General features: G+C 31.3%; 12 protein-coding genes and 4 tRNA genes. All 16 read right to left on the bottom strand.

Annotated elements, in window-relative coordinates; genetic code table 11:
* Nucleotides 1-131 (bottom strand): elongation factor Tu (gene tuf, locus KKC53_05445; GenBank protein ID MBU2598597.1); only part of this gene is annotated, 131 nt, incomplete at its 3' end.
* Between the two features lie 229 nt (nucleotides 132-360).
* Nucleotides 361-437 (bottom strand) — tRNA-Met (locus KKC53_05440).
* A 237-nt stretch (nucleotides 438-674) separates the two neighbouring features.
* A tRNA-Thr gene (locus tag KKC53_05435) sits at nucleotides 675-750 on the bottom strand.
* A 14-nt stretch (nucleotides 751-764) separates the two neighbouring features.
* A tRNA-Tyr gene (locus KKC53_05430) sits at nucleotides 765-850 on the bottom strand.
* A gap of 88 nt (nucleotides 851-938) precedes the next feature.
* Nucleotides 939-1,013: transfer RNA gene (locus tag KKC53_05425), tRNA-Thr, on the bottom strand.
* Nucleotides 1,014-1,339: 326 nt separating this feature from the next.
* Nucleotides 1,340-2,005: an RNA polymerase sporulation sigma factor SigH gene (sigH, locus tag KKC53_05420; GenBank protein ID MBU2598596.1), complete on the bottom strand. Its 666-nt coding sequence runs from the start codon at nucleotides 2,003-2,005 to the stop codon at nucleotides 1,340-1,342.
* Nucleotides 2,006-2,170: 165 nt separating this feature from the next.
* Nucleotides 2,171-2,698, bottom strand: coding sequence for an NYN domain-containing protein (locus KKC53_05415; protein MBU2598595.1), 528 nt, complete (start codon nucleotides 2,696-2,698; stop codon nucleotides 2,171-2,173).
* Between the two features lie 17 nt (nucleotides 2,699-2,715).
* Entirely contained in the window at nucleotides 2,716-3,489 is a 774-nt protein-coding gene (rlmB, locus tag KKC53_05410) for a 23S rRNA (guanosine(2251)-2'-O)-methyltransferase RlmB (GenBank protein ID MBU2598594.1), read from the bottom strand.
* Nucleotides 3,486-5,078 (bottom strand): cysteine--tRNA ligase, encoded by a 1,593-nt coding sequence (gene cysS, locus KKC53_05405; protein ID MBU2598593.1) that lies wholly within the window; start codon nucleotides 5,076-5,078, stop codon nucleotides 3,486-3,488. The genes rlmB and cysS overlap by 4 nt, the downstream gene beginning before the upstream one ends.
* Before the next feature lie 66 nt (nucleotides 5,079-5,144).
* Nucleotides 5,145-5,615: a 2-C-methyl-D-erythritol 2,4-cyclodiphosphate synthase gene (gene ispF, locus KKC53_05400; protein MBU2598592.1), complete on the bottom strand. Its 471-nt coding sequence runs from the start codon at nucleotides 5,613-5,615 to the stop codon at nucleotides 5,145-5,147.
* 124 nt (nucleotides 5,616-5,739) lie between these two features.
* On the bottom strand, nucleotides 5,740-6,438 hold the full coding sequence (gene ispD, locus KKC53_05395; protein ID MBU2598591.1) for a 2-C-methyl-D-erythritol 4-phosphate cytidylyltransferase: 699 nt from the start codon (nucleotides 6,436-6,438) through the stop codon (nucleotides 5,740-5,742).
* Nucleotides 6,439-6,442: 4 nt separating this feature from the next.
* Entirely contained in the window at nucleotides 6,443-7,561 is a 1,119-nt protein-coding gene (locus tag KKC53_05390; protein ID MBU2598590.1) for a TRAM domain-containing protein, read from the bottom strand.
* A 43-nt stretch (nucleotides 7,562-7,604) separates the two neighbouring features.
* Nucleotides 7,605-8,090 (bottom strand): CarD family transcriptional regulator, encoded by a 486-nt coding sequence (locus KKC53_05385; protein MBU2598589.1) that lies wholly within the window; start codon nucleotides 8,088-8,090, stop codon nucleotides 7,605-7,607.
* Between the two features lie 127 nt (nucleotides 8,091-8,217).
* Nucleotides 8,218-9,267 (bottom strand): DNA integrity scanning diadenylate cyclase DisA, encoded by a 1,050-nt coding sequence (gene disA / locus KKC53_05380; GenBank protein ID MBU2598588.1) that lies wholly within the window; start codon nucleotides 9,265-9,267, stop codon nucleotides 8,218-8,220.
* Between the two features lie 23 nt (nucleotides 9,268-9,290).
* Entirely contained in the window at nucleotides 9,291-10,619 is a 1,329-nt protein-coding gene (gene radA / locus KKC53_05375) for a DNA repair protein RadA (GenBank protein MBU2598587.1), read from the bottom strand.
* Nucleotides 10,620-10,631: 12 nt separating this feature from the next.
* Nucleotides 10,632-13,064, bottom strand: a complete 2,433-nt coding sequence (locus KKC53_05370) for an ATP-dependent Clp protease ATP-binding subunit (GenBank protein ID MBU2598586.1) — start codon at nucleotides 13,062-13,064, stop codon at nucleotides 10,632-10,634.
* Nucleotides 13,065-13,263 lie beyond the last annotated feature (199 nt).

The raw sequence follows: 13,263 nt of genomic DNA, 5'->3' as shown, positions 1-13,263 counted from the left end.
TCTACATCAAGACCTCTTGAACTTAGACAATATGTTATTGCTGAAGTTAAGGTTGTTTTACCATGATCTACATGACCTATAGTTCCAACATTGATATGTGGTTTTGTTCTCTCAAATTTCTTTTTAGCCATATATTTCCCCCCATTTTTTTAATGGATTTTTATTCTATTATATTTGTTTGAAAATTAATTATTATATGTTTTTAAAAATCTTAAAAGAAAATTTAAATTAAGAATTAAATATTATATACTATTTATATTATACAATAGCAAATCAGTGACACCTTCAACGACTGAAGCCGTTGGGTTTCTTTCTAATTTATTCCTAAATATAAAAATTGTAAATTGTTAAACACTTATTTGGTAGCGGTGACTGGATTTGAACCAGTGACCCCACGGGTATGAACCGTGTGCTCTTACCAACTGAGCTACACCGCCACCCAATTATTCATTTTTTCTGCTTTGTGACACCTCCAACGACTGAAGCCGTTGGGTTTCTTTCTAATTTATTCCTAAATTAAAATATTTTTATTACCTTACTTTTTTAAACAGTAAACTGTAAACATATTTAGTTTATAGTACAAGTTATTAATTTTATTATTTATATTTTATCATTTTATTTTATTACTTATATTAAAAATCCTTTCATTCAATCGACAAAATATTTCCCAAATCTGGAGCCCGCGACCGGACTTGAACCGGTGACCTTCTCCTTACCGAGGAGATGCTCTACCATCTGAGCTACACGGGCATAATTAAAAAATATGGTGGGGGAGAGAGGATTCGAACCTCTGAAGGTAAACACCAACAGATTTACAGTCTGTCCCCTTTGTCCACTCGGGAACTCCCCCAAAATCATATTTTGGTAAAAAGAAAATTCTCGTTTAAAAAAATTATACTAAAAATTTTTATACTAAAAAATAAATACCATTGAAAGATTGGAGCCGGTGATCGGATTTGAACCAATGACCTGCTGATTACAAATCAGCTGCTCTACCACTGAGCTACACCGGCTTATTAGATGTTCCTTTTAACTAATACTTTTTTATATAAATAATAGCATTTTTATACTTCAATTATACTAAAAATTTTTATACTAAAAAATAAAAACCCTTGAAAGATTTGAGCATATTCTCTAGACTAAAATGTAGGGTAAGGCTTTAGCCTTGCTTAATAATGCAACCCTAAAGGGTTGCCCTACATCTATATCCCCTCCCATTAAGGGAGGGGATAGGGGGAGGGTTATCTATACTTTTTAAAAAATATTATTAATTAAAACAGATCAATAAAAAAAATTTACCTTAAAAAATTTTGTAATCTCTTAAGAGGGTTTTGAAAGATTAGGTTAAAGATTTATAACCGTTAAGATGAGTCTCTAATTTTCTCTTTATTCTCTGAAGAGCATTATCAACTGATTTCACTTTTAAGTTCAAAGTATGAGCAATTTCAATATAAGTTTTTCCCTTTATATACAAACTTAGTACTGATGCCTCTAATTTTGATAAAAACTTTTCAAATATTTCTTTAATACTTTGAATCTCTTCGCCACTTATTACAAGTTGTTCGGGATCATTTAGTTCCTTAATTTTTAGTATTTCAAAAAGTGGATAAGAAGTTTCTTCATTGCTATAAAATGGCTTATTTAGCGAAATGTAACAGTTTAAAGGAATATGCTTTTGTCGAGTGGCATTTTTAATAGCAGTTATTATCTGTCTTGTTATACACAGTTCAGCAAATGATTTAAAAGATGTTTCATTACCAGCTTTGAAATCCTTTATAGATTTAAAAAGACCTATCATACCTTCCTGTATTAGATCATCATATTCAGCCCCTATTAAAAAGTATGAACGAGCTTTATACCTTACAAGATTGCTATACTTTCCTAAAATATAGTTGAGTGCTCTCTCGTCTCCTTCTTTAGCTCTTTCTACTATTTGATTTTCCTCAAAGACTTCGTAACTTTTAATTTTTTTTGGTGTATATGATAGTTCGATGTTCAAGTTCATATCCTTTTATAAAGAAAAAACAGTGAAAAAATGCTATTAAGATATAGCTTTTATAGGTCTTTTAAAACTTCACCTCCACAATGTTGAGTAAAAACTATTATATTATATATTTATGTAATAATCTTCGTCAATATAATTCCATTAATTTTAGGGGTAAAGCTAAACTTATACTTTACCCTTTCTTATTTTATCTAACTTTCTTTCAATTTTTTTATCAATTCTTTTACTTATAGGTACATTTAGTTTATTAGAAAAAATATCTCTACTTCTTATTTCTCTTTTTAACTGTTTTAGTTGACTTCTAAGTTGTCTTGTTGTCATTCTAAAAGCTCCTCCACCAAAAGTTACCCTCTGGTGAGTATAATCAGATGTTACAACAAAAATCCTTTTTCCTTTATTTTTATAAACTAAAGTCTCAGCAAGATTATCTGCGCTTTGCCCTTTCTTTGTAAATGAAACAGTAACTTTATTTTTTATCTTATTTTTCAAAAAAATATTGCCTTTGTTTGATGAGTCAAATACAACAGTTACTGACCAACCTTTATGTATCGCCAATTGATTAAGATCCTCTATCAACTTATTTCTAAGTTGCTCAAGTTCAATTTTAGAAATTTTGTTCATTTTCATTGTGCTGTGTAAATAGTTATAACCATCAACTATAACCATTGTTTTTTCATCGGTTGGTGAATTCACTTTTTTAACCCCCTAATTTATATTCTTTTAAGTTTTTTCATTACTTCATGCAGAATAATTCCCGTTGCCACTGAAACATTTAATGAAGGTATCTTTCCAGAAGTCTTGATTTTAACAACTAAATCGCAGTTACTTAATAAAAGTCTACCTATTCCTTTCTGTTCACTTCCCATCGCAATAGCAAGTGGACACAAGATTTCCATCTGGTTAATTGAAATATCAGCTCTATCTGAGGTTCCAATCACCCAAAAACCTTTCTCCTTTAACTTCTCAACAGCTTTGTTTAAATTCACAACTTTTGCAATCCTCAAATGCTCACACGCACCAGAGGAAGCTCTGCAAACAGATGAGGTAATTTTTGCACTTCTTCTATCTGGAATTACAACTCCATCCACAGAAAATGCTTGACATGTTCTAAGTATAGCTCCAAAATTCTGTGGATCTTTTATACCATCTAAAAGTACAATTACGGGGTTCTTATTTCTAATTTCATTTAAAAGTGAGGATAAAGAGAAATATTTGTATGGCGATGTTATTGCAATTACTCCTTGGTGTTGAGTTCCAATTTTGTTTAAGAAATTTCTATCTACTAATTTAATATGTACTGATTTATCTTTAGCCAGATTTGAAACCTGTTTTAATCGGATATTTTTACTAATAGATTTATCAATATATACTAATTTTACTTTGCGTGGTCCTCTTAATGCCTCATAAACTGTATTTCTTCCCTCCACTACTGCATTACCTTTTTTCAACTTCTCGTCTTTCAAAAGAGATGAGTTCTTTTTCAACTAAACCTCCACTTAGTACCTGATGGTGTATCTTTTATAGATATTCCAATCTCTTTTAACTTCTTTCTTATATTATCTGCAAAAACCCAGTTCTTTTTTTCTCTTGCTTTACTACGAAGTGAAAGAATTACTTCTATACTATCTTCTAAGTTTAATTTTGATATATTTGATGGAGATAATTTTGCAGCATCTTGAGGATAAATCTTAACAACTTTTTCATAAATCTTTGAAGCTATATTGTTGAGCTCATCTTCCAACTTTTTCTCATAAGTTAAAGAACCGTCTACTTTACTTACAGCTTTTATAGTTCCAGATATACAAATGCGTAAATCTAAACCTAAGACAGATGCTAATTCAATTATTATATTTTTTGCTTTTATTAAAATCTGTTTAATTTCAGGTGTTAGTTTAAAAGATTGTAAATGTACGACCTTGTTTAATTCCCTAGAAAATTTAAAAATATAGGATAACGCTTTGGCAGTATTGAAATCATCATCCATCGCATCCTCAAAATTTGTTCTTAAATTACTTATCTCCTTTTCTAAGTGCGAGATTTCATCCAGCAAAGAGCTTTCAGATTTTTGTTCTTCCTGTGACAGTGTTATGTTGATATCATGGATTGTATTTAAAAGTTTTTCATATGCTTGATTACAAGCCTCAAGAACCCTTGGAGTATAATCAACATCATTTCTGTAATGAGTATTAAGGGACATGATTCTAACAACATTGGGATTATACATTTCTAATACATCCTTAGCAAAAACCCAATTCTTTAAAGATTTTGACATCTTAACTTTATCTATATTTATAAATCCATTATGTATCCAATATTGAACAAATGGTTCAGAGCCACTATATGCTTCTGATTGAGCTATCTCATTTTCATGATGAGGAAATATAAGGTCTTTCCCACCACCATGAATATCAAATCCCATATCTAAATACTTCAATGACATTGCAGAACACTCAATATGCCATCCGGGCCTTCCTTCCCCCCATGGAGTATTCCACCTTGGTTCACCAGGTTTTGAAGCTTTCCAAAGAGCAAAATCATATGGTTTTTTCTTTCCAGCTACAACACATGCTCTCTTTCCCTCTATAAGTTCATTTATATTTTTTTTTGATAACTTGCCATAACCATTAAACTTCTCAACTGAAAAGTAAACACTACCATTAGAAATGTAAGCGTATCCTTTATTAATTAATACCCTTATCATCTCAATCATTTTATCAATATGCTCAGTTGCTTTAGGGCTGAAATCCGGTCGTAAAATATTTAACATGTCAGAAACCACCCAGAAGGCAGGTTCATATTTTCTTGAAATATCTGTTGTAGAAAGATTCTCCTCTATACTCTGATTTATTATTCTGTCTTCAATATCAGTGATATTTTGAACATGTATTACCTTATATCCCTGATAAATTAGATACCTTTTTATTACATCAAATACCAAATAAGAGTGTGCATTTCCTATATGAATGTGATTATAAACAGTTGGACCACATACATACATATAAACCTTGCCCTCTTCTCTTGGTATAAATTCCTCTTTTTTTCCCGTTAATGTGTTAAATATCTTTATACCCAATTTATCTCCAAATTTTTAAAAATTATAATCAAATCAGAATTATTGTGAAACTAAGATTAAATATTATTAAGAAGAAATCATAGCAACTGCAAAAGCAGATATAGCATCGCCTTTTCCTAAAATACCAATACCTTCAGAACTTTTTGCTTTCACATTAATATTTTTTAAATCTATTTTTAAATGACATGCTAAATTTGTCATCATATCTTTTATATATGATGAAAGCCTTGGTTTCTGACAGATAATAACTGCATCAACATTCTCAACCTTAAAACCTTTTTCCATTAATAATGAAACGACCTTATCTAAAAGAATCATGCTTGAAATATCTTTATACCTTTCGTCACTTGCTGGAAAAAGTTCACCTATATCCCCAAGTGCAACCGCTCCTAAAAGAGCATCCATTATAGCGTGAGTTAGGACATCTGCATCTGAGTGTCCAGATAGACCTTTTTCATATTCTAATTCAACTCCACCAATAATTAACTTTCTTTCATAAACTAATGGGTGAATATCAAAACCCAAGCCAATTTTCACCTCTTTGTAGACCTCCTTTTAAATAACTACTGCTAACTTAACACTCTCTTGTACCACTTCCTGTAATGAGAGGTGTTCATTATTGTTGTTGTTGCTACTACTACTGCTGTTTTTATTATTATTATTATTTAAGTCTCCTTCTATTTAAAATAGTCTCAGCTAATATTAAATCAAAGTTTGTAGTAATTTTAATATTTTCAACTGACCCCAGCACCAAATTAATTTCATATCCAAGGTTCTCTACCAAACTGGCATCATCTGTTCCAATAAATCCAGTTTCACTCGCTTTTGAATATGCTTCTATTATTATAGAATAGGGAAAAACTTGTGGAGTTTGAGCTGCCCATAATCTATCTCTATTAAATGTATTTGATATTATTTTGTTGGACCCTGACTCTTTGATGGTGTCTTGAACTGGAATGGCAACAACTACCCCATCTGAGTCATAAGCAGCTTTAACTGCTTTATCAATAAGCTCTGGGGTTATTAAAAATCTTGCTCCATCATGAATTGCAACTAAATTTGTGTCTGGTGGTAGTGCTTTTAAACCATTAAGAACAGAATGTTGTCTCTCCTCTCCTCCAGCAACTATTTCTCTTACTTTTTTATATCTATATTTGTTAATGATAATTTTCTTACATTTTTCAATATCAGATTCATTTATTACTAACACTATTTGATCAATAAGAGAAGACTTTTCAAAAGCATCTATTGTATGTGCCAAAACTGGTTTTCCACTAATAAATATAAACTGCTTACTAACAGCAGAGTTCATTCTTCTACTTTTGCCAGCAGCAACAATGATACTGTAGTTCTTTTTCATTCTTTTATCGCTTATTAAAAAATCTCTTTTGATTTTCCTTTAATAATTTCGTAAATATCATTCTTCCAGCGGGGGTTTGTAAAAATCCTTTAACCTCTACATTCACAGTTTCTCCAACCAATTTTTTACTATTTTCCACAACAATCATAGTTCCGTCATCTAAATATGCTATTCCTTGATCCTCTTCTTTCCCCTCCTTAATCACCTGAACAGTGATTTTTTCACCTGGCAGTATAATCTGTTTCACTGCATTAGAAAGTTCATTAACATTTAGAACTTCAACCCTCTTTAATCTTGCCACTTTATTTAGATTATAGTCATTGGTAATAATGGCTGATTTTAATTCTTTCGCCAATTGAACTAATTTAGAATCGACACTCTCTAAATTAGGAAAGTCAGTATCTATAATTTTGACTTCTACTTTTTTCTCTTCCCTGAGTTTATGGAGCATATCCAGACCTATTCTTCCTCTCTTTCTCTTTAAATCTTCAGATGAATCTGCTAATTTTTGTAACTCTTCTATAACAAAATTTGGAATTATTATTGTCCCTTCTATAAATCCAGTACTACAGATATGATATATTCTTCCATCAATAATTGAACTGGTATCTAAAATTTTAGCCTTTGCTGTAATTTCCTCTTTAGTAGTTGTTCTATTTATATCAGAAATTCTATCTTTTGTCTTTCGTAAACTTAAAATCAGGTCTTTTCTTCTGTACATGGTATTTACAACTCTTGTTGTAAAAAAAATAATCAATAAAGAAAGAAACACAGAAATTATATACCTGATCATTGAAGGCAATGGAATCTGACTCAATCCAATAATATAAACAAGTACTGCTATTATTATCCCTAAAAATATTCCTATAAATGAAGATATCAGATCTGCTATTGGCATTCTTCCAATAAAATCTTCAACCTTACCCTGAAAATATTTCAAATATTTTCCTACATAGCCACCTAATATAAATCCTATAATTCCAAAAATTAAAGAAAATGATATAAAGCCAATCCAAAATTGAACAATATTAGTTAGATGACCTGGATAAAGATAAATTGAAAGTTGATGACCAAATAAAATTCCTAATAAAATAAAAAATGCTCTAGTGAGCACTATTATCATAATATTTCACCTCTCTTTAATATAAGAATACATAAAGGAATAATTAATTTTTCACAAAACAAGACTCTACTTTAGCCAAAGCTTCTTCCTCATTAATATCCTGAGCATAGGATATTTCACTTACTAACATTCCCCTTGCTTTTTCGAGCATCCTCTTTTCACCAACTGATAGTCCAGAATCTCTTTGCCGTAGAGATAAATTTCTAACAACCTCTGCTAAATCTATAACATCATTCCTTTTCAATTTCTCTATATTTCTTTTAAACCTCCTATTCCAATTTTTCGAAACTTTTAACTTCCTCTTCTTTAAAAGTATTTTCAATACTTCTTCAGCTTCTTCTGAAGATATTATCTCTCTTAAACCAATCTCTTTAGCAGTTACAATTGGAATCTTTATTGTTAATTTTTCCTTTGGAATCTCTAAAACATAAAATTCTAGAAATTCACCCTTTACTTTTTTCTTTATTATCTTTTTAATAGTGGCTGTACCATATAATGGATAGATTACTATATCACCTACTTCATACAATTTATAAACCTCCTAATATTTATAAAATAATATCATAATTTAGTCTTGATATCAATTAACTAAGGTTGTTATGGTGAATTACTCCAGTGAAATTTAAATTTAAAAGAGGGCTTCTTATTTAATTAAGTTAAATATGTTTTGATATTCTATTTAAGCCATTGACAATAACTCTTGCTCTTACCTTTCCTATCCCCTCAACTTCACTAAGTTCATCAATGCTCAATTTCTTTATAGTAGCTAAATTTTTGAAATTTTCTATTATATTTTCTATTAAGTGTTCGGGTAACTTGGTTAGTGACGATAAAACTCTATATCCACGTGGATAAACAATTTTACCTAAATAGACAGTTGGTGAAGAGAATCCAAGAATCTCTACTAATTTATTTATATTAGTTAATTTCTTATGACTTAAATTAGATACCATTTTTATTATCGCATTAAATTTACTTACATCTGATGAATAATCTTTTATCAAATAAAAAACATTTTCATTAATTTTATCCATAATTTGAGATAACTGCATCTGAATCAATCTTCCTTCAGTACCCAGCTCATATAGATATTTCTCTATTTCATCAGCAAATATTTTTGACATTTCAGCTATTTGCCAGATTGTAACAACATTATGAAGAGTCACCATTCCTTTTATTTCGAGAAAATTTAATTCATTTAACTGCTTGTTAAAGTCATCTCTACATTTTTCAAGAGATTCTAATGCACTATTTGCTTCATCTAAAATCAATCCTATGTCTCTCAAGTCATATTTTAAATCGCCTAAATATAGGGTAACAATATTCCTGTTCTTTGAGATAGCTAACACTACTACTTCTATCTGTTTTGCAACTCTTTCTGCTGTTTGATGCATAATACCAGTTTCTGTAGTGGGAATACGAGGGTTCGGGAAAAGATGGGTATTAGCATAAATTATTCTTGTGCCATCTTCATTTAGAATTAATGCACCATCCATCTTAGAAAGTTCATATAATTTGGAAGGAGTTAACTTACAATCAATTCTGAAACCACCATTAAATATCTTTCTTACTCTTTTAAGGTCGGATAATACTATTATCGAACCCATTTTGGCTTGCACTATATTCTCAATCCCTTCTCTAAGAATTGTGCCAGGGGATACTTTCTTCAAACCTTCTAAAAGTTTCAAATGATTATTATTTTTCAACACTTTCTCCTTATAGAATTTATTTAAATTTTTAATGATTTAAGATTTTTTAATCTTATCAATTCTGCATCTGTTTTAACTTCTATTTTACCACAGCTATGTGGATATATTATTCTTTTAAAACCGTGTGATAATGCTTCATCTACTCTTTTTTTGGCTCCACTCACAAATCTAATCTCCCCTCCCAATCCGATTTCACCAAAAGATGATGTATCTTCACCAATGGGTATATTTTTTAAAGCTGAGATCATAGCCATAGCCATAGGAAGATCAGCACCCGGTTCGTTAACAAACATTCCACCTACTAAATTTATATATAAATCATAATTGTCTGCTTTAAATCCCAATCTTCTACTTAAAACTGCTAAAATCATCGCAACTCTTCTACTACTTAAACCAGTACAGAATCTTCTGGGAACAGCTAATTTGGAAGGTGAAAAAAGCGCTTGAACTTCTAAAAGTAGTGATCTATTTCCATTTAAAGTAGAAAGTATTGTGGATCCCGGTATTCCTATTGCTCTTTCTTTTAAAAATAAGGCTGAAGGATTTTCTACCTGTTTCATTCCTTCTGAACTCATATGAAACAAACCTATTTGATTTGTTGAGCCAAACCTATTTTTAACAGATCTCAAAATTCTGTAAAGCATTTCTCTTTCACCTTCTAAATATAGAACAACATCAACCATATGCTCTAAAAGTTTAGGACCAGCTATTATTCCTTCTTTAGTAATATGACCAATAATTATTACACAAACTCCTTTTTTCTTAGCCCACTGTAAAAAGTTTTCAGCACATTCTCTAACCTGAGTTATACTGCCAGGAAGTGCCGGTAATTGGGAAAAGTATGTTGATTGTATTGAATCAACAACAATTACTTGGGGGTCAATTTCTTCTATCTGACTGTTTATCTCAGTCATCTCTGTTTCAGATAGAAGATAAGCTTGAGATGAAGCAATGCCTATCCTTTCAGCTCTCATTTTAACTTGACTTAAGGACTCTTCTCCACTAATAAAAAGTACCTTAAATTTTTTAGATAAATTACAAACAACCTGTAATAATAAAGTTGACTTTCCTATCCCAGGTTCTCCACCTAATAATGTTAACGAACCTGGAATCAATCCATTACCAAGAACCCTGTCAAATTCCTCCAGCCCCGTTGGTAGATAATTAACTTTGGGAAATTTAACATTAGACATTTGTGTAGCAATGGATTTTGGAATTTCAAAAGAGAAAGCCCGCCTTGACTTGAGCGGTTTAATCTCTTCTATAAAACTGTTCCACTTATTACAATTTGGACATTTACCTAACCACTTAATTGAACTGTACCCGCAATTTTGACAAACAAAAATTATTGCCTCCCTCTGCTAACTTTTTATTTTAGATCGCTGTTTCTTCTTTTTAAAAATAATTTTTTTACCTTTTCGTTCTGTAAAAATTTTATCACCTGATTTTATCTCTCCAGAGAGTATCTTGTCTGAAATAGGTATTTCAATAATTTTTTGAATAGTTCTCTTTAATGGTCTAGCACCCAGAGTGGGGTCATATCCCTTCTCAATAAGTAAATCTTTGCTACCTTTTGAGAGCTTTAAAGTTATGTCGTGAAATGAGAGTTGCTGTTCAACTTTTTTCATCTCAAGGTCTATTATTTTTCTTATATCATCACTGGTCAGTTCATTAAACATAAGTGTTTCATCTACTCTGTTTAGAAATTCAGGTCTAAAAGTCTTTTTCATCTCATCTAAAACTTTTTCTTTTATTTCCTGATACATAACTTTTCCCTTAGAGCTCCTCTTAAACCCAATTGGAGTGGCTTTTTGTATATATCTCTGTCCAATATTTGAAGTCATTATTACTACCGTATTTTTAAAATCCACTCTCCTTCCTTGAGCATCAGTTAAGTGGCCATCCTCAAAAATTTGAAGTAAAACATTAAGTATATCAGGGTGAGCTTTTTCAATTTCATCCATCAAAATTATTGAATATGGCCTTCTTCTAATCATTTCGGTAAGTTGTCCGCCCTCTTCATATCCGACATATCCTGGAGGAGAACCAATAAATTTTGAAATTGAGTGTTTTTCCATGTACTCCGACATATCCACCTGAACCAATGCATCCTCACTTCCAAAGAGAAATTCAGCCAACACCTTTGCAAGAAGTGTTTTTCCCACACCTGATGGGCCTAAAAATATGAAAACACCTGAAGGTCTCTTAGGATCTTTTAATCCTGAGCGTGCTCTCCTTATTGCTTGAGATACAACTTTTATAGCTTCCTTCTGTGATATTACTTTCTTTTGTAACTCTTCTTCCATCCTCAATAATTTTTGTGTTTCCTCCTCTGTAAGTCCATACACCGGAATACCTGTCCAGCTGGACAGAATCTCTGCTATATTCTCCTCTGTAACTTTTACTTCTTTCTGAAAAGTAATGGCTTTTCTCTGCAATTCTTTTCTTCTTAGAAGAAGTGATTTCTCTTTGTCCCTAATCTTGGCTGCTGTCTTGAAATCCTGAACATCTATCATGTTCTCCTTTTTCTCTCTTATCTCAGCCAATTGTTTGTCTATCTTATCTAGATCAGGAGGTGATATCATATTTCTTATCCTTACTCTTGATGCAGCTTCATCAACTAAATCTATTGCCTTATCAGGTAAAAATCTATCAGTAATATATCTTGAAGACAATTTAGCAGCACATACCAAAGCATCATCAGTAATTGTTATACAATGATGAGCTTCATATCTACCCTTGAGACCTCGTAATATATCTACAGTCTCATCTACAGTTGATTCCTCTACAAATATGGGTTGAAATCTTCTTTCAAGTGCAGCATCCTTCTCCACATATCTTCTATAGTCTGACATAGTAGTAGCACCTATTGTTTGAAGCTCTCCCCTTGCCAACATAGGTTTTAATATACTTGCTGCATCGATAGCTCCCTCAGCTGCTCCTGCTCCTACAAGTGTATGAAGTTCATCTATAAATAAAATGATATTTCCATGGCTTTTTATTTCTGCAAGGACCTTTTTCATCCTCTCCTCAAAATCCCCTCTATATCTTGAACCAGCTACCATTGCTCCCAAATCTAAGGTATAAATTTCCTTATTCCTTAAAGTTGGTGGTACATTTCCTTTCATAATTTGCTGTGCTAATCCCTCTACAATTGCAGTTTTCCCAACCCCTGGTTCGCCAATTAAAACTGGATTGTTTTTAGTACGACGAGATAATATCTGCATCACTCTCTCTATCTCTTTTGTTCTGCCAATTACGGGATCTAATCTATCTGCTTTAGCCAACTGAGTTAAATTTCTTCCAAATTTTTTGAGCATCTTATTTTTTTTATAAGTCTTGCTTCTAGCAAATATTTCAGTTTCTCCTAACATTTCTGTTATCTGTTTCCTCACCGCCAATAACTCTATGCCATTATTCTTCAGTATTTTTGAAGCAATGCCTTCGCCCTCTCTAATTATGCCAAGTAGTAAATGTTCTACTCCAATGAAATGATGACCCAATGATAAAGCTTCCCTTAGAGACAGTTCTAAAACTTTCTTCGCTTGGGGGGTAAAAGGAATTGGACCAACTGGCTCAACTGTATCTCTTCTAATTATTTGTAATATCTGTGTCCTTATATCATCGGGATTTTTTCCTAAATTTTGAAGAATCCTATAAGCTAAACTTCTACGTTCTTTTAATAAACCTAAAAGCAAATGTTCCGTATCGATCCAATTTTTATTTAGATTCCTTGCCTCTTCCTGTGCATTAATAATTACTTTTCTTGCTTTCTCGTTAAATCTTTCAAACATATCTTCTATCCTATTATATTGTACTTGAACTAATATTATTAAAATTATTTTTATAATAAAGAATCATTCTGAATAGTGACTTATTATTATTATTTTTATAAAAAATACGCCTTATTTTCTATAAATAAATATATCACAAAGGTATAAAAAAACATAAATTTTGATATTATAATTTATGAAAATTTTCTTAAATTCTTAG

The organism is Actinomycetota bacterium (assembly GCA_018830725.1).
Lineage (GTDB): Bacteria > Actinomycetota > Humimicrobiia > JAHJRV01 > JAHJRV01 > JAHJRV01.
Note: the sequence above shows the minus strand (reverse complement) of the source record. Positions and strands in the feature narration are given on the sequence as shown.

Coding starts and splice junctions, on each gene's coding strand:
- sigH (MBU2598596.1), bottom strand. CDS start 2,005: ATGAACTTGAACATCGAACTATCATATACACCAAAAAAAATTAAAAGT.
- ispD (MBU2598591.1), bottom strand. CDS start 6,438: ATGAAAAAGAACTACAGTATCATTGTTGCTGCTGGCAAAAGTAGAAGA.
- KKC53_05370 (MBU2598586.1), bottom strand. CDS start 13,064: ATGTTTGAAAGATTTAACGAGAAAGCAAGAAAAGTAATTATTAATGCA.
- KKC53_05390 (MBU2598590.1), bottom strand. CDS start 7,561: ATGATAATAGTGCTCACTAGAGCATTTTTTATTTTATTAGGAATTTTA.